At 37.5% G+C, this 20,890-nt stretch carries 12 protein-coding genes; 1 reads left to right on the forward strand and 11 read right to left on the reverse strand.

The window, feature by feature from the left end:
• Positions 1-19 precede the first annotated feature (19 nt).
• Together ABXG98_RS07390 and ABXG98_RS07395 are read right to left on the reverse strand one after the other, a co-directional pair.
• The gene (locus ABXG98_RS07390; RefSeq protein ID WP_353538065.1) at positions 20-244 is read right to left on the reverse strand and encodes a DUF4266 domain-containing protein; all 225 of its coding nucleotides are present in this window, start codon (positions 242-244) and stop codon (positions 20-22) included.
• Positions 245-304: 60 nt separating this feature from the next.
• The gene (locus ABXG98_RS07395) at positions 305-817 is read right to left on the reverse strand and encodes a TlpA family protein disulfide reductase (protein WP_353538066.1); all 513 of its coding nucleotides are present in this window, start codon (positions 815-817) and stop codon (positions 305-307) included.
• Between the two features lie 272 nt (positions 818-1,089).
• On the opposite strand from ABXG98_RS07395, the gene asnB reads away from it, so the two are divergent.
• Positions 1,090-2,754: an asparagine synthase B gene (gene asnB, locus ABXG98_RS07400; RefSeq protein WP_353538067.1), complete on the forward strand. Its 1,665-nt coding sequence runs from the start codon at positions 1,090-1,092 to the stop codon at positions 2,752-2,754.
• Between the two features lie 90 nt (positions 2,755-2,844).
• Here the strand turns inward: asnB and ABXG98_RS07405 are convergent, their stop codons facing one another.
• The 9 genes from ABXG98_RS07405 to pepN form a co-directional block, all read right to left on the reverse strand.
• The gene (locus tag ABXG98_RS07405) at positions 2,845-3,444 is read right to left on the reverse strand and encodes a DUF4124 domain-containing protein (protein ID WP_353538068.1); all 600 of its coding nucleotides are present in this window, start codon (positions 3,442-3,444) and stop codon (positions 2,845-2,847) included.
• Between the two features lie 571 nt (positions 3,445-4,015).
• A complete protein-coding gene (gene pyrD, locus ABXG98_RS07410) occupies positions 4,016-5,026 on the reverse strand; it encodes a quinone-dependent dihydroorotate dehydrogenase (protein WP_353538069.1) in 1,011 nt (336 codons plus the stop codon).
• A 138-nt stretch (positions 5,027-5,164) separates the two neighbouring features.
• Entirely contained in the window at positions 5,165-10,027 is a 4,863-nt protein-coding gene (locus ABXG98_RS07415) for an NAD-glutamate dehydrogenase (protein WP_353538070.1), read from the reverse strand.
• A gap of 477 nt (positions 10,028-10,504) precedes the next feature.
• A complete protein-coding gene (locus tag ABXG98_RS07420; RefSeq protein ID WP_353538071.1) occupies positions 10,505-12,829 on the reverse strand; it encodes an efflux RND transporter permease subunit in 2,325 nt (774 codons plus the stop codon).
• A 57-nt stretch (positions 12,830-12,886) separates the two neighbouring features.
• Entirely contained in the window at positions 12,887-13,915 is a 1,029-nt protein-coding gene (locus tag ABXG98_RS07425) for a YCF48-related protein (protein ID WP_353538072.1), read from the reverse strand.
• Between the two features lie 114 nt (positions 13,916-14,029).
• Positions 14,030-15,394, reverse strand: a complete 1,365-nt coding sequence (locus ABXG98_RS07430; RefSeq protein WP_353538275.1) for a DUF1329 domain-containing protein — start codon at positions 15,392-15,394, stop codon at positions 14,030-14,032.
• A gap of 59 nt (positions 15,395-15,453) precedes the next feature.
• The gene (locus ABXG98_RS07435; RefSeq protein WP_353538073.1) at positions 15,454-17,529 is read right to left on the reverse strand and encodes a DUF1302 domain-containing protein; all 2,076 of its coding nucleotides are present in this window, start codon (positions 17,527-17,529) and stop codon (positions 15,454-15,456) included.
• Between the two features lie 435 nt (positions 17,530-17,964).
• A complete protein-coding gene (locus tag ABXG98_RS07440) occupies positions 17,965-18,180 on the reverse strand; it encodes a DUF2835 family protein (RefSeq protein WP_353538074.1) in 216 nt (71 codons plus the stop codon).
• Between the two features lie 61 nt (positions 18,181-18,241).
• The gene (gene pepN / locus ABXG98_RS07445) at positions 18,242-20,818 is read right to left on the reverse strand and encodes an aminopeptidase N (protein WP_353538075.1); all 2,577 of its coding nucleotides are present in this window, start codon (positions 20,816-20,818) and stop codon (positions 18,242-18,244) included.
• Positions 20,819-20,890: the final 72 nt, after the last annotated feature.

Below are 20,890 nucleotides of genomic sequence, written 5' to 3' on the forward strand. Positions count from 1 at the left end.
AAACTGTTCTGCTTAGTGATTAATTACAACCACAGCCACCGCCACCAAAGCCCTTACCCCCACTTGATGCTTCTTTACTAAAGTAAATATGATCATCTAATGCGGCATCAATTGGCTCAGCATTTAACGACATTTCTTTTGTTGCCAGTAAATCACGTTCCCAAGGCTCTACCCCAAGGTTTGCACATGAGGTAATACTGACAATTAAAGGAACAAACAATGTCAACTTAAACGTGTTTTTCATAATATTCTCTGATTAGGTAATTGATTATTGTCATAAAGCAGTGAGCCAGTTTGACAATTACTATTTATTAACACTTTCTTGTGCCAACAATACTTCTATTTCTTGTTGATACTGCGGTATTTTTTGTGTAAAAAACCCCGTATGACTTGATTTTATTTGCCCATCTCTTCCAATAAGCATACTGCTTGGCATTCCTTGTATTTTGAAGTGTTTGGCTATTTTTCCTTTTGGATCATAAATCACGGTGAAATCAGCCGGAATCTCTAATAAGAATTTATTTGCTAATGATTGGTTAGCATCAAGATTAACACTGATGACACTAAACCCTTGGGCTTTGTACTTTGTTTCTATATGATTCATCCAAGGGAAAGACTTTCGACAAGGACCACACCAAGACGCCCAAAAATCAAGATAGATAACCTCGCCTTGATGCATACTTAATTGTTGCTCAAGTATCTCTTGGCTATTGTTAACTGGCTGTGCAAAAACATGAATAGAGGTAAATAAAACTAAAATCGATAACATTGCTGATTTGTGCAACGCAGATTTAATGAATAGTGATAAATAAGCCAATTGAGTACCTTTAAATAAGCCGTGGTTAATGATTTAATTATTAAACCATAGACTAAGCGACTTTTCTTAAAGAATGCTTAACAAGGGTGATTTTTTGCCTATTTTGTACAAAATAATTGATTTTTTGTACACATAAGGTTTTTTTTTATTAAATACTCACTTTAAGGTTGCTTTTTGCTGTCGAACTGGCAAAGTGTCGTTAAGTAATTAGTGCTGTTGCACTAATTACTCTCACAATTTGACTTAAAACCAATAAAAGGAGTAGCGCTTCAATGTGTTCGATCTTTGGTATATTAGATATAAAAACAAGTGCTGATGCACTTCGTCCTAACGCGTTAGAATGTTCTCGCCTACTACGTCATCGTGGCCCAGACTGGTCTGGTATTTACAACAACGAGCATGCAATATTAGTGCATGAGCGCTTATCCATTGTTGATACAGAACATGGTGCTCAACCACTTTATAACGAAAACAAAACTCATATATTGGCTGTTAATGGCGAAATTTATAATCACAAAACTCTCGCCAGTGAATTAACCCAAGACTATCAATTTCAAACAGCTTCTGATTGTGAAGTCATTCTTCCTTTATATAAAGAGCATGGTGTTAATTTTGTTGATAAGCTACAAGGTATGTTCGCTTTTATCTTATACGATGAAGCAACTAACTCCTATCTAATTGCCCGTGACCATATTGGTATTATTCCTCTGTATACTGGTTATGATAGCGATGGTAACTTCTATGTTGCCTCAGAAATGAAAGCATTAATGCCGATTTGTAAAACGGTTAGCGAATTCCCTCCAGGACATATTCTAGATAGCCGAGTTGGTGAGTTACAACGTTATTACAAGCGTAATTGGCAGCAATATGCAGCAATTAAAGACAATACTACTAGTACCACCAAGATTCGCGAAGCCTTGGAAGAATCAGTAAAAAGTCATTTAATGACAGATGTTCCTTACGGCGTATTACTCTCAGGTGGTTTAGATTCATCGTTAATTTCTGCTATTACGCAAAAGTTTGCTTCTCGACGCATAGAAGAAAATGATTTGAGTGAGGCATGGTGGCCTAAAGTGCATTCGTTTGCCTGTGGCTTAGAAGGATCACCAGATTTAGTTGCTGCTCAAACGGTGGCTGACAGTATCGGCACCATACATCACAGTGTTATCTTTACTCCGCAAGAAGGTATCGATGCATTAAAAGAAGTTATCTATCATTTAGAAACCTATGATGTGACCACAATTCGTGCTTCAACCCCCATGTATTTAATGGCACGTAAAATTAAAGCGATGGGGATTAAAATGGTACTTTCTGGTGAAGGTGCTGATGAAATATTTGGCGGTTACTTATACTTTCACAAAGCGCCAAACGCCCAAGAGTTTCATGAAGAATTAAATCGTAAACTTGAACGACTGCATAAATTTGATTGCTTACGTGCCAACAAGTCTATGTCTGCTTGGGGAATTGAAGCTCGAGTACCATTTTTAGACAAAAACTTTATGGATGTTGCTATGCGCATCAATCCAGAAGATAAAATGTGCGGCAATGGCAAAATGGAAAAAGCCATTTTACGTGAATCATTTGAAGGCTATCTACCAAAAGAAATTTTATGGCGTCAAAAAGAGCAATTCTCAGATGGCGTTGGATATTCTTGGATTGACGGCTTAAAAGAGTATGTAGAGTCTCAAGTCACCGATCAACAGCTTGAAAGTGCAGCGTTTAAGTTCCCGGTAAACACGCCTGATAGTAAAGAAGCTTATTTCTATCGCTGTGTATTTGAAGAGAAGTATCCATTAGCATCAGCAGCTGATTGTGTAATTGGCGGCAAGTCAGTTGCCTGTAGCACGCAAGAAGCTTTAGCTTGGGATGAAAGTTTTCAAAATAATGCCGATCCCTCTGGTCGTGCAGTATTAAGTGTTCATAACGAAAGTTATTAACAACGAAAAACTCAATACATAGATGGTTATTTAAACCTTGTTAAATAGCCATCTATGGTATTCTAGCCAAAACCGATAAACATCACTTCCCTAATGCAATATAGCTTCAGTTTGTTGAAGAATGACTGATGCCTTTGCATCTTGTTGCCTTGTGATTAACCCCCCACTCTCTTTGATAGCTTTTGTAATATTGTGTTGTCGATCATTCATCAATTGTTGAACATTATTAGCATCTTTATACACATTAATTAATTTTTTTGACAAGTGTACATTCGGCTCTGATGCATTTTTCTTCTTGTCAGTACCTTTGGGAGAGAAACTTTCAATAGCGGTGGTTTTTGAATTATCTACTTGAGTCGTTATCGCAGGTAAGACAATGGTCGCTTTTGGCTCAACAAGCATAGCTTCATTTGCTACTGATAGTTCAGGATTGTCTGAATAGATCCAGTTGCCATTATCGTCTTGCCATCGATATATTTTAAGCTGGCTATTATCCTCTTTTATATAGTTTTCATATATCCCAGAAAGTTTATGGTAAAAATGATTAAATTTATTTTCTATAATATAAGTGTTGTTAAAAGATAAATCATCTAGCGTTAACCAAGCTTGCCCATTCGGCTTTTTTAGCACGAAAAGTCCCAAACAAGCAATGAGCATAACAACTGAAAATATAGAGACAAACAATTTCATAACTTTACCTCATTTAACATCAAGCCTCAGACAAACTCAACTGTTTAAGTCTATAACAATTGTACTTTATAACAGTTACACAAGATAACAAAGAGAGAGACATTACCTGTAAAATCGATACATCCCTCACCAATGAGAGTAAGATTAAAGAGGCGGGGTAAATAAGTAACAAATAGAGAGAAAATTCTTTCGTTTTATTCAAAATGGAATAACCTATTAAAGTAACACTAAATAAGATCATCATTAACCACATATCCCATGAAAAAAGACTCAATCCTCGAGGACTTAACACATTATGTATATAATGTGTCTGAAAATACGACATTATTTGGATAAAGGCTAGGGTAAACATTTGAAATATCAGCTGAATACAAAAAAGGCTAATTAACGAGGGTTTCAGCTCTATTTTAATGTCTGAAAATGAAAGTTCTTGTTCTACATTCGTGGTTTGATACACAATGAGTCCTTTTATTATGTTTGAATTTACGTTTAAAATTAATTAGTTGTAATTTATCCGCGAGACTTATGATCGCGGATAACAATCACCTATTGTTTTTCGCGCGAGTGAGCACTAAATACCATTAACGATATCTTTGACTAAAGGTGGTCCTTGGTAAATAAAGCCCGTATATACTTGTACTAAACTCGCACCTGCGGCAAGTTTTTCATTCGCATCGCTACTAGAAGCTATACCACCAACACCAATGATAGGTAGCTTTTTATCAAGCGCCTTGGCTAGCAACCGAATGACCGTTGTACTTTTTTCTTTAACAGGAGCACCGCTTAAGCCACCCTGCTCTGTGCCATGTTCAAGCCCTTCAACACCTTCACGCGACAAAGTAGTATTAGTTGCGATAACGCCGTCAATGTTATTATCTAGCAAACTTTTAGCAATTGATTGGACTTCTTCTTCCGTAAGATCTGGCGCTATTTTGACCGCAAGAGGCACGTACTTACCATATTGTTTGGCAAGCTGTGCTTGCTCGGTTTTCAATGCAGATAAAAGTTCATCTAACGCTGCACCATATTGTAGGGCACGTAAACCAGGTGTATTAGGTGAAGAAATATTGACAGTAATATAGGTGGCAAAGTTATACACCTTACGCATACAGTAAATGTAGTCATCTTTGGCATTTTCATCTGGGGTATCTTTGTTTTTGCCAATATTAATACCAAGCACGCCTTGGAAGTTAGCAGCCCGTACCTGACTAACAAGATAATCAACACCTTTATTATTAAAGCCCATTCGGTTAATAATTGCATCAGCTTCAGGTAACCTAAATATCCGTGGTTTATCATTTCCTGGTTGCGGTCGCGGCGTTACTGTACCCACTTCAACAAAACCAAAGCCCATGGCAGCAAATGCATCAATACACTCACCATTTTTATCTAATCCGGCCGCTAAGCCCAATGGATTAGGGAAGTCTATCCCCATCACTTTAACAGGCTTATTGGTAACGCGTTGCTTATAAATAGCATTTAAAGGTGTAGAGCCAGACTTTTTAAGCCCTTTAATAGTTAACTCGTGAATAGTTTCAGCATCAAATTGAAACAGAACTTTGCGAATGGCTGGATAAAACATAATACCTCTAATTAGTTATGCATACAGAGCAAGTATAAAAAAACCCCGCTCAACTTATTGGCAAATTCAAATAAGTTACGCGAGGATTTTATCAGTTAATGTTATGTTTATAAATTGCTTTTAGTACTTTAACTCACATTATTTATTGTGTCGTTGACAGTTTAAGCTAAGTAGCATTAGCTCACGTAAGGCAACAGAGAATTTAGCAAACTCATGGGTTTGACCAATCTTAAAGTCAGCTAACATATGTTTCCACCTGTCGAGAGACTGTGCATTGGTTTCAATCCAAGTATCTAGCAGCGCATCCAACTCATCAATATTATCTGAACAATCACAGTTTAATACCACAGAGGTTAACGAGCGTTGTTGCCAATCTAACTCTTCTCTAAACGATGCCCTAGCAAGTGCTTGCCAATGGTTACCCACTGGTTGGCGAGTAATTTGGTCTAAGAACCAATGCAATTCAAGGCGGACCCCTAACTTAAAGTAAAGGTTTGCAACTAATTCAACATTTCTACCTTCTTCTTCAGCAACTTCGGCAATATCAAGTGCCGAGAAGATCGTACTCAATTGGGAAATTCGCACTGCAACTTCAGTTGGTACGCCTGCTGCTACTAAATCAGCTTCAACACGTTGAATTTGAGCAGCTTCATCTTCAATAATAAAACTATTCAACTTTTTCGACATAATTGCAAAAGTCGGTTGATACATTGCAATTGATTCAGCAATTGATAATGACTTATTACGATGACGCAAGAACCAACGAGTAGCACGTCTTACGGTACGGCGATATTGGAATAAAATTTCAGTTTGAATTGACGTTGAAATTTTATTATTAAGCACCTCAATTTTTTTCCAAAACTCTTCTAACTCAAATATTGCACTCGCTATAGTGTAACTATTGGCAATTTCTACAACAGCTGCCCCCGTCTCTTCTTGCATACGATTAACAAAGTTGAAACCCATATCGTTACCAATTTTATTTGCCAGTTTAGTAGCAATAATTTCTGCACGTAGCGGATGCTGTTGCATTTGTGCTTGGTATTTATCTTGGAGCAATTTAGGAAATGACTTTATTAATAACCTATCATGGTATGGGTTATCAGTAATATCTGTGTGTACAAGATCTTCTTTCAATACCATTTTACTGTACGCAAGCAGTACTGATAGTTCTGGTCGTGTTAAGCCATTACCTTTAGCAATTCTTTCAGCTATTTCTTCATCATCAGGAATAAACTCTAGCGCCCTATCAAGCTTACCCGTACGCTCAAGTTCATGAATAAAGCGTACTTGTTCTTTAAGTTGATTGACACCACGCATCGCAGTAATAGATAAAGAATGGGTTTGGCGATAACAATCTTCAATAACCAAGTCACCTACTTCATCTGTCATGTCATAAAGTAGTTGGTTACGTTGTTTAACCGTTAAATCACCTGCCTGAACCAAGCTGTTCAGCAATATTTTAATGTTAACTTCATTATCACTACAATCAACACCACCAGCATTATCCACCGCATCGGTATTAATACGACCACCGTTAGCGGCAAACTCAATACGGCCAAGTTGAGTGAAACCTAGATTTCCGCCCTCACCGACAACTTTAGCTTGTAAGTCACAACCATTAATACGAAGTGCATCATTGGCTCTGTCACCTACTTCTAAGTGCGTTTCTTTAGTGCCTTTAACATAAGTACCAATCCCACCATTCCAAAGTAAATCAACTTTCATGGTTAAAATGGCTTGAATTAAATCGATAGGCGACATGCTTTGCTTTTGCGTACCTAACATTTTTTTAATTTGTGGCGTTAACTTGATTGATTTAACATGGCGGCTAAAGATACCACCACCTTCAGAAATTAAATCTTTATTGAAATCATCCCAACTACAACCCGGTAAATTGAACAAACGTTCACGTTCAGGATAAGTTTTCGCTGAATCTGGGTTAGGGTCAATGAAGATATGCATATGGTTAAAGGCGGCTTGTAAACGAATATGTTTAGATAACAACATGCCGTTACCAAATACATCACCAGCCATATCACCAATAGCAATACAGGTAAAATCTGTAGTTTGGCAATCTATATCCATCTCTCTGAAGTGACGTTTGACTGACTCCCAAGCACCTCTTGCAGTAATCCCCATTGCTTTATGATCATAACCAACACTACCGCCAGAAGCAAAAGCATCTCCCAGCCAGAAGTTATATTCATCAGAAATACCATTAGCAATATCTGAAAAAGTTGCTGTACCTTTATCTGCTGCCACAACTAAATAAGCATCATCTTCATCAAGGCGCACAACATCCGCTGGTGGAACAACTTCTCCGTTAACAATATTATCGGTGATATCGAGTAAAGCACGAATAAAGGTGCGGTAACACTCTTTACCAGCTTCAAAAATTTCTTCGCGAGTACCTTCAGGTAACTGTTTACAAACAAAGCCACCTTTTGCACCAACAGGGACAATAACAGTGTTTTTAACTTGTTGTGCTTTTACTAACCCTAAAACTTCTGTTCTGAAATCTTCTTTTCTGTCAGACCAGCGTAAACCGCCTCGAGCAACTTTGCCACCACGTAAATGCACACCCTCAACTTGCGGAGAGTATACAAATATCTCAAATTTAGGCACAGGTTGTGGCATTTCACTAATTTTTTCAGGCACAATTTTAAAGGAGATATAAGGTTTATCCCCCATTAATTTGTCAGTTTGAAAGTAGTTTGTACGAATGGTGGCATTAATCATTTCAACAAAGCGACGAATAATGCGATCGTCATCTAAGTTGGCAACCTTGTCTAATGAACTTTCAATGCTATCTAAAAGTTTAGTTAGCGCTTTCTCTTTAGCTGCTTCTTTTAACTTACTATTTGGATTGAAGCGTTGAATAAATAGGTTGATTAATAGTTGGGCAATTTCAGGATAGCGTGCAAATGTGTCTTCGATATAGCTTTGGCTGAAAATACCACCTATTTGACGTTCATATTTTGCATAAGCGCGTAAAATTGAAACGCTACGACCTTCTAACCCAGCACCAAGGATAAGTCGGTTAAAACCATCATCTTCTAAATCACCTTCCCAAACTTTAGCAAATGCATCTTGAAATAAAGAGCGCACTGTATATACATCAAAGTCACTCTCACCGGTAATGATCATTGAGAAGTCTAAGATCCAGAAAGTTTCGCCATCTGTTGTTTTAATTGCGTAGGGACTTTCGCCAATAACACGTAGACCAAAATTTTCTAACATAGGCAAAACATCAGATAGGTGAATAGGATCACCTTTATGGAACAGTTTCAGTTTTACAAAGCGGCTACCCGGTTTTTCTTCTAGTGGTTGATAGAATAGCATTTCTAAACTATCTGAAAAGTTAACTTTTTCTAGCTTTTCAATATCAACAATGGCTGATCCTGGTAACACCTCGTCTTTATAAGACTGTGGGAAATTCTTGTATTTATTACATAACGATTTTGCGATGACTTCGCCTTTATTCGCCGCAAGTGCACTGACGAGTTTATCATCCCAATTACGTGCAGCTTCATTTAAGTTCTTTTCAATTTCTTTCACGTTAATATCTGCTTTTGTTGATTTAACTTTAACAATATAGTGAGTTCTTGCTTGTACAGACTCAGAGAAATAAGTGGTAAACTCAACTTCTTGATCACTACCAAAAGCCTCTTTTAGTAACTGTTGAGTTTCAATACGCAATTTTGTGTTATAACGCTCACGAGGTACGTATACCATACAAGAATAAAAACGATCAAAAGCATCGCGCCTAACAAACAAACCACAATAGTCACGTTCTTGCATTTGCAATATGCCCATCACATTTTGCAGCAACTCATCTACATTACTTTGCAAAATTTCATCGCGAGGGAAAGTTTCTAAAATATTGATTAACGCTTTATAAGCATGAGAGCCTTGTGCAAAACCTGATGATGCACAAACTTGTAGTACTTTAGATTTAATTAAGGGTAAATCTAGCGCGCTATTAGTGTAATAAGATGAGCCAAACAAGCCAATAAAGCGGTCTTCGCCAATAACAACACCTTTTTCATCAAAACGTTTTACCCCAATATAGTCAAGTTGAACTGGGCGGTGAACGCGAGAGCGAGAATTGGTCTTAGTAAGGATTAAATGGTTGTCGCCTAATGCTACTTCACGACCAGACTCACTTAAAGTAGAAATTAAGCGGCTCTTTGTCACTTTTGAATTTTTCATCAAACCTAAGCTAGACCCTTCAATTGCTTCGAGCTTAATGTCACCTTTTACTGCTTTAACATCATAAGAACGATATCCCATTAGGGTGAAGTTGTTGCTGGCCAACCAGGTTAAAAATTCAACCGTATCATCTTTAGCTTGTTTGCCACCAGGTAGCTTACCCTTGCTAACATCAGCAATAATGTTGTTTAATTTTTTTAACATGGGCTGCCAGTCGTTAACAGTATGGGTGATATCATCAACGACACTTAACAATTCCTTTTTGATATTGTTTAACGCAGTTTTATCAGGTTGACGATCAATTTCAATAAAGAAAATAGTTTCAATTGAGGTCGCTTTAATTTTTGTATCAACACTTGGCGCAATATTAATAATACTTTGATCTTTATCTCTCACCAATTTTAGTGGTGAATTGAGCATAAGATGTGGTGATAACTCTAAGCGATTGAGTGCAATTCGAATAGAGTCGACCAAAAATGGCATATCTTCAATAATGATCTCTATTATAGTATGACTTGATTTCCAGCCATGTTCACTTACTGAGGGGTTGAAGACATGAATAACAGGCTCTTTATCCTTGTGTTCGTTAAGCGAGCTCCATAAACTTAATGTAGCCCCATACATATCACTATCATTTCTTGCTGATAAATCCAGCGATGAAATATTTCTGTATAACAAAGTAGCAAATTGCTCTACTAAGCCTGCGGATTCTTTAGGGACTTTTTTCTTGATTAGTTGAGATACGTTCTTAAGTATCACTGATGGTGAACCGTTTACTAACGCCATGCTATTTTCCTTTTGCTATTTTTTATACAGAAGTTAAAAGAAAGCTTGTAATAATTAAATAAAATAATGTTTTTATTTTTGTTCTATGATGAATTATGCCTCATCTTTTTGGCAGCTAATGTCACTTCACATAAAAATTTATGTAAAAGCTTTTATAGTATAGTACAGATTTTATGAATAAATTTAAGCGATTGCGAGGATTATTTTCACTTTACTACGAAAGACTTTGTAGGCCTATAGGTTAATTTGCATACAGTAGTTATGGTTATTCATTTTTAGCAAATAATTACTGATGATAATCATGATTTCTCGTTTAAATATGCAAGTTGTCAACCAGTAAATTTTTATAATTTTATGAGATGTTTTTAAAAAAATTTAAATAATTGGGTCATTTGTTCACAGCAATTTCAAATAAGCAAAAAAAAGCCCTTGGTTCAATAGAGACAAGGGCTTTTTAGAGGTTCAATTAGCTATATATTATTTTTTAATTTTTTTGTTTGGCCATAAGAATGCGGCTAAAGCTGGCAGAACAATGACAGCAGCAAGCATATTCACCAAGAACATAAAGGTTAACAAAATTCCCATATCCACTTGGAATTTCAAATCAGAGAAGAACCAAGTTGAAACACCAATAGCGAGAGTGATACCAGTAATTAACACGGCACTACCACGCTCTTTTAATGCAGCAAGGTAGGCATCATGTACATTGGTACCATTTTTAAGTTCACTACTCATGGTTGATAAAATATATATGCCGTAGTCAACACCAATACCTACCCCTAACGCAATAACAGGTAGGGTTGAAACGGTTAAGCCAATATCTAATACTGTCATCAACCACTGAGCCAAAGTGGATACCACATATAAAGGCAGCACTACTACTATGGTTGCTCTGACACTTCTAAAGCTTAATAAGCACAAGATGATCACCGCACCATATACATAAACCATCATAGGAAGTTGTGCTTGAGAAACAGCTTCATTAGTCGCTGCCATAACGCCAACAGGTCCCGAAGCAAGTTTAAACTGTAAATGGCTGTTACCTAATTCAGCAGCAGCTAGTTTAACTTCATCAACCACACGAGTAATGGTTTCGGCTTTATGATCTTGTAAAAATAGGATCACCGGCATTACACTACAATCTCGATTTAACAAACCACTTGATGAGGGTATACGTGCTATCGATTGCACCAAGGTTTGTTGGTTACGCGGGATAACTCGCCAATTTGGGTTTCCTTCGTTATAGCCAGCATTAACAAGTTTAGAAATAGACGCTAAGCTAACGGCAGATTGAACACCTTGAACATTTTCCATTCGCCATTGAAATCTGTTGATGGTATTCATAGTGTCATAATAAGTACAAGCATCAGGTGTTGATTCAATAATCACGGACATATAATCAACACTGATGGCATATCTATCTGTGATTAAAAAAGTATCTTGGTTATAGCGTGAAGTTTCATGAAGGGCTGGAGCACCAGCGTGTAACTCCCCTATTTTTAAGTTTTGCGAATTATACAAACCAGCACTATATAAAATGACGGTAATAAGCAAAATGATAATTGCTGAGCCTTTAGTAGCAAAACTTGCCATGAAGCGCCATACCACACTTTCTTCACCAATATTACCCGCATGATTTTTTCTATCTTTGGGCGTAATGGTTAAATAAGATACTAATAAAGGTAGTAAAATTAAGTTGGTTAAAATAATCATAGCTACACCGAGTGATGCAGTTATAGCCAATTCGCGGATTATACCTATATCTATCGAAAGCAATGTCATAAAGCCGACGGTATCTGACAAAAGAGCAATACCACCAGGAATTAATAACGCTCTAAAGCTTGCTTGTGCCGCGGCCTGACTTGATAACCCTAGGCTGACTTGCTTAACGACCGAATTAATCATTTGTACGCCATGACTAACGCCAATAGCAAATACTAGGAAGGGGACTAAAATTGACATAGGGTCTAAGCCAAAACCTAGTGTTGACAACATACCCATTTGCCAGATAACGGCAATTAAAGAGCAAACTATTGGTAATAGTGTCAAACTAACAGAATGACAAAATAAGAACACCATCACAGCTGTTATGGCTATTGCAATAGCAAAGAAGAGTACAACGCCTTTAGCGCCCTCTGCTACATCACCGACCATTTTTGCAAAACCAATAATATGAACCGATATATTATCTTTTTCAAATGCTTGGCGAACGTCTTGTTCAAGTTGCTCTGCTATGACTAAGGTATCAAGCTTTTCACCCGTTTCAGGGTTAAAATCAAGCAATGAAGCTTTTACCATAGCACAGCTATAATCATCAGCGACAATGCTGCCGACAATACCCGCTTTTTCAATATTGCCCTTAACAATTGCAAGGCCACGTTCGTCAGCTTGAAAATCTGCTGGGATAACTGGACCACCGGCAAAACCATCTTCGACTACTTCAACAAAGCGCGTACTTGGAGAATACAAAGATTTTACTTGAATGCGATCAACACCAGGAATAAAAAACAATTGATCATGCACACCTTTTAATGCCCCAAAAAAGTCGGCGTTAAAAATATCGCCCTCTGTATTACATACAGAGATTAAAATATTATTGGCACCACCAAAATTCGCTCTATGCTTTAAATAGGTTTTCATATAGCTATGATTAAGTGGGATATTTTTGGTAAATGATGCGCCAAGTTTTATGTGTGATGCTTGAAATAACAAAAATGCGCTAGCAACAACAAACAACATTAAAACTAAAAACTTATGACGAAACAGACCTACTTCTAAACGGTTTGCGAGAGTAATTTTCATAGTATGTGACAATCCAAATTCTGTTAACTATTTTTATGAGTTATTGTAGAGAAAAATTTATAATGCAATGTGTTTAATGCCAACATCTGATACTACAATTAACTGGCCATTGAACCAAACCCCTGCAATTAAGGCTTTACCATCTTTTTGTAAGCGCTGACGGTAGGTTTGTCCATCATCTCGGCTTTCAAGTAAAGTACCGCTATTACCAAGGATAAAGATACGCTCATCATCACTTAATACGATTGAATTAAGTAGTGCCGTAGTTTGGGTTTCACGCTTTTGCCAGGGTGTACCATTTCTTAAACTTCTAAAGACATGGCCACGAAGCCCAACAACAAGCAAATTACCATCTATAGTCCTAGTCATGTCAAAAAATGACCCTTGATAAATTTCATCAAATGCTTGCCAGTTACGACCAAAATCATTGCTTTTAGCAATCAAACCAACTTCACCAACCAAATACATCGTTCTGCCATCAAGCACTAAGCGGTTAAAATGGGATAAAATAGAAGCCGCTTCATCTAAATAGGCCGCTTCATCTTCTTGTTTTAATTCCGCTAAATAATCGGCGTCATCAGGAAGTAGGAATTCATCATGAAACTCATTATTCCATGTTTTACCGCCGTCTAAGGTACGAAAAAATTGACCATAAGCACCTATGGCAACCCCTTCTTGAGTATTAATAAAAACAACATCTAATAGCGGTTTTTCTAATTCAGGCATGTATTGCTGAATTTTCCAGCTTAAACCGCCATCGTTGGTGTGTAAAATAACTGAGTCATGACCAACCGCCCAACCTAGTTGTTCATTGATAAAAAACACACTGGTGAGTGTGGTTTGTAATGGAACATCAGCTTGTTGCCAGTTAACGGCATCTGATGATAATAAAATGTGTCCGTGTTCACCTACCACAGCAAGTTTTCGCTCGCCAACTTTGGTGATGTCTAGTAATAAAGATTTACTCGCTAATGGCGCTTTAACAGCAGGAATATTGCCAGCCATAGCTGAGTCATCCGCATGACTTAATTGAGGAAATGAGCATATAAACAACGTTATAACTAACAGGAAAGGAGGAAAACTCATTATGATATTTCTCTACATTATTACAAAAATAAATACTAACTATTACAAAAATAAATAATCTAAACCTATAACAAAAACGGCTGACACCAGTCAGCCGTTTTCTCTAAAAGGTAATTATCTTCTACCTTCTCGTCTTAAAGCTGATGGTGTAAAGTCTTTATGCTTTATATCGGCAGAAAAGTCATACATTTTTGCTTCATTATCCAAGCCCATTGCAATATAGCGACGTGATTGGAAATCATGATATACCTCAAGCGTAGACCATTGTGTTGGAACTTCATAGTAATTTAAGCCATGTGCCATCGCAACACGGTATAATTCGTCACGGTTATCGTAGATATCCGAGATAGCGATTTGCCAGCTATCTTCATCAATGTAGAACACGCGTTTTTTATATGTGTGACGTGTATTGTCTTTCAAATCAGCTTCAACAACCCAAACACGATGCTTTTCATAACGTACTAAGTCAGGATTAATATGACCAGCTTGAAGGATGTCATCGTATTTAACTTTATCACTATGCAAACGATAATCGTTATAAGGAATTAGTAGCTCTTTTTTACCTTTTAGCGTCCAGTTATAACGGTTTGGCGCACCATTATACATATCGAAATCATCAGTTAATCGTAAACCATCTGAAGCGCTACCAGGTGCGTCATAGGCAACATTTGGTGCACGACGAACGCGTCGTTGTCCCGTATTATATGTCCATGCTTGACGAGGCGTTTTAATTTGGTCCATAGTTTCATGAACTAATAAAGCAGTACCTGCTAAACGGGCTGGTTCAGTGACTTTTTGTTTAAACTTAAATAAGATGTTGGTTTTTTCTAACTCAGCAGGTGTTGTACCCTTAACATCGTATGGTAATACCAGTTGTTCATCAAAACCGACATACGTATAATCTCCCGACGCTGTTGGCGCGGCTTGGCCACCTTGACGAGTTAGATTTTCGCCACGATAACGTACAATGTGGTTCCAAATGGCTTCTAATCCATTCGCTGGAATTGGAAAAGGAATACCAACTGCAGTATTTTTAATACCGTTTCCGCCTTCAACTAATTCAGCCTTGGTTGAATTAACTTTTACCGCTTCGTAAACATGCGCTGGATATGAGGCACTACGATGAGTTTGATACACATTCATCTTAAAAGTATCTGGGTAAGTTTCAAATAACTTCACTTGGCCTGGGGTTAGTAGATCTTTGTAGTCACCAACATTCTTCGCTGTAATTGAGTATTTTGCTGTATCCGTAGGATAGGGATCTAAATGATGATCTCCGACATTATAGCCTGCAGGTGGTTTGGTAATGCCACCGGTCCATTCAGGAATAGAGCCATCTTTATTGGCTGCTTTCTCTGCCCCCATAGGGGTTAATTCTTTGCCCAGCTTAGCTGCATCAGCGGCTGAAATTTTTGCCATAGCGCTACCTGAAGCAAGCGCAACTGTTATAGCAACTAATAAGGTACTTTTCTTTAAAATACCTTGCTTAAACGAGTTTGTTTTAAAGGTCTGATTTTTCATGAATAATGGCCTTTTTATTAAATTGAGTAACTAATGCTGAATGAAACATAATCGCGATCTTCAATTTGGTTAGTCGTACCAACACCATCAAAGAAACTATTATAGTTTATATCTGCTTTCCAAGTGCTTTGATAATCAAAACTCAAACCCAAGGATAGCGATTTTCTATCTTCAACAAATAAGAATAGTGGATCAGGGGTTATGCCCTTAACATCATGAGAAAAAACCACCTTTGGCGTCATATTTATACCAGCAAACACATTGGTATAATCAAGCTTAACTACCGCTTTATAACCCCAAGCAAATTCTGTTGGGAATGGGTTGGTTTCATAGCCACCTTGTAAATCTAACATCAGGCCAGATGAACTACCACTTCGTGAAGTACCCGGACCATTAAGACGCAACACGTCTTGATCAGGGATATCGTTGATATTAATACCACCAATTTCGATTAAACCCGCCATTTGACTTGCACCTAATATGGGCCCAAACAAATGAGAAATGGTCACCTGTGCTTGCACAGTATCTGATAGAACAAAACCGTTAGCAGTAACACCTGAAGCGTAAGGTTGGCCTGTTGTAGGGTCGTTTAGTTGCGAAATGCCTTCTAATGCGGCATAAGCATCTAAACCGGTATTAGCAAGCTGTTGTGGCATAGCTGCATAAAGTAATTCAACATCATCAATTTGTAATGGTTCATCTTGACGATAGGTAATTTCACCAGCCACCGCCGTTGTACCTAAAGTAGTGTTAAAACTTAAGGCATACATGGCAATATCTTCAGGATATTGTAATTTTACTTGAGAAAAAGTACTTAGATCATACAAATTCTCTGCAGTAACCGCACCACCAGCAATGGTTGCAAGATCTCCACCTATACTGGCTTGGCTGAAATTAGCCGTTTGACCGGCAAAAATAGGTCTTCTGCTATGATAGTTAACATAGTATAAGCTTAATTCGGTTTCATTAAGCTCTGGTAAATACCAAGACAAACGCAAACCATATTGACCTCCATCATCAGGCTGCCATTCAGCTGATTCACCCGGTGATCTCAAGGTAACTTTGGTTGGAAACGCAAGATATGCTGAGCTAGCTTGAGCTGCCAATGCTGGATTGCCAGAGCGTAACATATCGCCAATTTGGTTTAACCCCTTCACGACAGTGTTTACATCCATATCTGGATTACCAGAGAAACCTAGTTGTACGTTGTTATGATTACCGCCGTCGCCAGCAAAATCATTACTTGAGAAATAACTTCCCGGTGGTGGTAACACGGTTTTTTCCCAAGCGTATTGATAAAAAGCTTCAATACTAAAGTTTTCTGTTACTCCTAATGCTCCCCAAACGGCGCCAAAGGGAATAAAAGCTTCTTTAAGCTCTGAACCTGGAGCTTTTAATCGGGCAATATCCACAGGATTTATTTCGCTAATACCATGGCCTATCAGGGTACTCTCCCCCCAACTAATCACTTGTTGGCCAACACGTACCGATAGTGGCATTTCACCTAAGTCAAAATCGCCATAAAAGTAAGCATCTAATAAGCGCACATCGGCACACACTTGTTTTTTTGCTTCACTATCATCACATGGGTTATTTTCCATGCCACTCACAGGGTTAGTCCAATCTCTTGAGCTATCCATCATAGCAAAATCGTAATAATACATGCCGCGAACAAACACGCCTAGGTTGTCATATTGAACATTTAATTCATGACTACCTTTTATTAGTTGCGAAAAGCTTTCACCGGCATCGTAATTTAAATTACCATTATCTCCATTACTGGAAAAACCACCAGCTCCTTGCCATATGGTGTACTTAGTAGGATTGGCATTTGCAAATGGGCTATATTGGCTAAAATCAAAGTCGTTATTTAGGTTATTGGCTTTGGCGACATTGTCATCCCAATTACGGTTTTCGGTTCTAATGCTAGTGCCAGCACTGAATGTTGAATCAAAACTGACTTCGACATCTCCAAATTCCCATCTTGCAGCTTGTGCATTATTTAGGCTTGCCCCAAATAATGATAGTGAAAGAGCTGCGGCAATACCAACGACTATAGGTTTTTTAGAAAACCTGCGAGGGTTGTTTTTCATTTTTTATCTCCCCTGTAGCGAATCAAGTTGCATAAACTGTCACTTTTAGATGTTAACCATAGAGCAACAATTTATTTTTTACTGTAAAAAGTAAGGCTTAAAATCGTTATTTATTTTATATTTATTTTTCGACCACAAATGTGATAGTAGTGACACAATTGACAGTTAAACAATAATTGCATCATTTTCCTAAGGTGGCAAGCGTAAAAAACACTCCTTAAACCGCTGTATTTTAATGATTTGCATTTAATAAAGCGATATTTTTTACGCTTCGTTTAAAACTAGCGTTTAAAACCAAAAAAAGCAAAAATTATTATTTACAACTAAGTTAATGAAATAACACTTATTTCATTTCAAAATAGAGAATATATAAAACCAAAGATGGTCAGACCACTGTTTAAAGCTATTACTCTAGTTGTTCGATAAAAAAGATTTTTAGCTGACTTTTATTAATGATAAAAATTTATTATTTTGCGTTTCTAAACAAAAATGACCATATATACCACTGTTGGTTAAGTGGTTCCTAAGATGCATAGCGGGAAATTTAACCGTTGTGCCCAAAGTGGTTGTCACTACAATGGAGTGAATTTCACCACGGTAATAAGGTAAAAACTCATTTTTAGAGAGGTTTATTGAGAAGTAATATTTCATAACATGGAGTTTTTTATATCAGCATAGCAACTGTGGTTTTAACCACAGTTGCTATGTAAAGTTACATCGTTAATGCAGCATCAAGTTTTTCTTTTAAATCATTAGATAATGATGGCAGTGCTTGTAAACGCTCTAACTGTGCTTTCATTAATGCTTGGTTTGGTTTTGCAAAACTTTTAAATTGAATTAATGGGGTAATTAATCGAGAGGCAACTTGAGGGTTAATCGTATTTAACTCAGCAATGATGTTGGCTAAAAATGTGTAACCTTTACCAGAACTGCAATGAAAATACTTTGGATTACTCATGGCAAAAGCCCCCACTAAGGAGCGCACTCGGTTTGGGTTTTTTAAACTAAATAATCGATGCTGAGTTAAGCGTTCTAATTGGGCGAAGATCTCATCACTGTTAAGGGTTGCAGACAATGAGAACCACTTATCCATCACTAAAGGTGTATCGTGCCATTGCTGTTCAAATGAGTGCATTTGACCTCCAAAAATAGCCAAATTATGTTTAGCACCACAATGTAAAGCGGCAAGAGAGTCTGTCATATTGTCCGAACTTGTAAACTGTTGTTCAACTAAAGAGCTATGTTGTGATAATGCAGATAAATAATACAAACAAATATTTTTTAACGCCTTATGAGCTACTATTTGTGCTTCGCTCTCCCCTGGTGTCGTGATTACACTTTGACAATATTGCAATTTTTTTAACAAAGGTGCTTCTAACCCTTTAGCCATGAACAACATCAACGTATTAATGCTGTCAGCTAATTTTACCGGGTCAACTTCATCTATTAAGTCAGCAGCTTCATCAAAACTAGGTAAGACTAATTGCTCTGCGATAAATGCAGCATCATTGGTTGAAGTCAAAATATCGGTAAAGCAACTAATCAATTGCTTGGGTAGTTTAAAATCTGGCGTTATTACTAACGACTTTATATAAGACATTAGTAGTTTTTGTCCCGCATCCCAACGACAAAAACTATTTTCAGCTTTTGAAATAATGGTCAATAACTCTGATTCATCTTGAGCAAAGTTCACTTTAACGGGAGCACTAAAGTCTGCAAGTAATGCCACTGTTGGTTTTTTGCTTAGCCCTTTAAAACTCCAGGTTTGTTCATTGTCAGTAAATTCAATCATATGGGCTTGTACTTGCTCATCAATGATGAGTTCAAGTTTAATTGGAATATGAAGAGCTTGCGGCGCCGCTTGATTAACGGTAACCGGCGACTGTTGAGCCAAAGTTAAACTATACTGGCCATCAGCGCTGTTAAATTCTTCATTGACTCTAATTGATGGCGTACCAGATTGGCTATACCAACGTTTAAATTGGTTGAGATCTTTTGCCGAAGCATCACTCATAGCGTTAATAAAATCATCACAGGTGACTGCCATACCATCAAAACGCTTAAAGTAAAGATCCATGCCTGCTCTGAATTTTTCTTTACCAAGTAAGGTATGTAACATGCGAATAACTTCTGCCCCTTTCTCATAAACGGTTAAAGTATAGAAGTTGTTCATTTCAAGCACTTTTTCTGGACGAATAGGATGAGCCATTGGCCCTGCGTCTTCAGCAAACTGTTGTGAACGTAACAAACGTACATTTTGAATGCGCGTGACAGCACTAGAGTGCATATCTGCACTAAACTGTTGATCACGAAAAACAGTTAAACCCTCTTTTAAGCTTAGTTGGAACCAATCACGACAAGTGACACGATTACCCGTCCAGTTATGAAAATACTCATGTGCAATGACCGCTTCAATATTAAAATAGTCAGTATCAGTCGCACAGTCTTTATCTGCTAAAACATATTTACTATTAAATACATTCAAGCCTTTATTTTCCATAGCGCCCATATTGAAAAAATCAACAGCAACAATCATATAAATATCTAAGTCGTATTCTAAACCAAAGGTTTGCTCATCCCATTGCATTGATTTTTTTAACGATGCCATAGCATGCTCAGCTTTATGCAAGTTCCCCTTGTCAACAAAGATCTCTAGTGCCACTTCGCGCGAAGTACAGGTAGTATAACTACCAGTTAGTAAATCGAAATCGCCCGCAACTAATGCAAATAAGTAACAAGGTTTAGGGAATGGGTCATGCCAAGTAACAAAGTGTTTGTTGTTAGCCAATTCACCTTGTGCTGTTTTGTTGCCATTAGATAACAAATAAGGATAATGAGTTTTATCGGCAATTACTTTAGTGGTAAAAATAGCCATAACATCGGGTCTATCAAGGTAGTAGCTAATGCGACGGAAACCCTCAGCTTCACACTGGGTACAAAAAGCATCACCTGATTTAAATAAGCCTTCTAGTGAGGTGTTATCCATCGGGTTAATTTCAGTTACAATCGTTAACTTGAAATTGTTTTCATCCGTGGTTAAAGACAGGGTTTGCTCAGTTAACTGATAATGTTCTGCGCTTAACGGGTGATCATTAATGGCTACAGAAATTAGGTTAAGTTGTTCGCCATCTAAAACCAATGCTTTGTTGTGACTGCCTTGGCGTGAAACCATCATCTCATTAATGACTTGGGTGCGAGAATCATCAAGATCAACAGTTAAGTTAACTGTGTCTAAGGTAAAAAGTGATGGCGAGTAATCGGCTAGAAAGCGAGCAGTAGATTGCGTCATAAATGATCCAAATAGTCGGTGAAAAAAATGCCTACTATAAAGCAAGCATTGTTAATATTATTGTATACCGAT

The organism is Colwellia sp. KU-HH00111, from assembly GCF_040362745.1.
Lineage (GTDB): Bacteria > Pseudomonadota > Gammaproteobacteria > Enterobacterales > Alteromonadaceae > Colwellia.

What these genes read in the sequence shown, in the direction of transcription:
- ABXG98_RS07390 (WP_353538065.1), bottom strand. Translation starts at nt 244, where the DNA reads ATGAAAAACACGTTTAAGTTGACATTGTTTGTTCCTTTAATTGTCAGT.
- asnB (WP_353538067.1), top strand. Translation starts at nt 1,090, where the DNA reads ATGTGTTCGATCTTTGGTATATTAGATATAAAAACAAGTGCTGATGCA.
- ABXG98_RS07405 (WP_353538068.1), bottom strand. Translation starts at nt 3,444, where the DNA reads ATGAAATTGTTTGTCTCTATATTTTCAGTTGTTATGCTCATTGCTTGT.
- pyrD (WP_353538069.1), bottom strand. Translation starts at nt 5,026, where the DNA reads ATGTTTTATCCAGCCATTCGCAAAGTTCTGTTTCAATTTGATGCTGAA.
- ABXG98_RS07415 (WP_353538070.1), bottom strand. Translation starts at nt 10,027, where the DNA reads ATGGCGTTAGTAAACGGTTCACCATCAGTGATACTTAAGAACGTATCT.
- ABXG98_RS07420 (WP_353538071.1), bottom strand. Translation starts at nt 12,829, where the DNA reads ATGAAAATTACTCTCGCAAACCGTTTAGAAGTAGGTCTGTTTCGTCAT.
- ABXG98_RS07425 (WP_353538072.1), bottom strand. Translation starts at nt 13,915, where the DNA reads ATGAGTTTTCCTCCTTTCCTGTTAGTTATAACGTTGTTTATATGCTCA.
- ABXG98_RS07435 (WP_353538073.1), bottom strand. Translation starts at nt 17,529, where the DNA reads ATGAAAAACAACCCTCGCAGGTTTTCTAAAAAACCTATAGTCGTTGGT.
- ABXG98_RS07440 (WP_353538074.1), bottom strand. Translation starts at nt 18,180, where the DNA reads ATGAAATATTACTTCTCAATAAACCTCTCTAAAAATGAGTTTTTACCT.
- pepN (WP_353538075.1), bottom strand. Translation starts at nt 20,818, where the DNA reads ATGACGCAATCTACTGCTCGCTTTCTAGCCGATTACTCGCCATCACTT.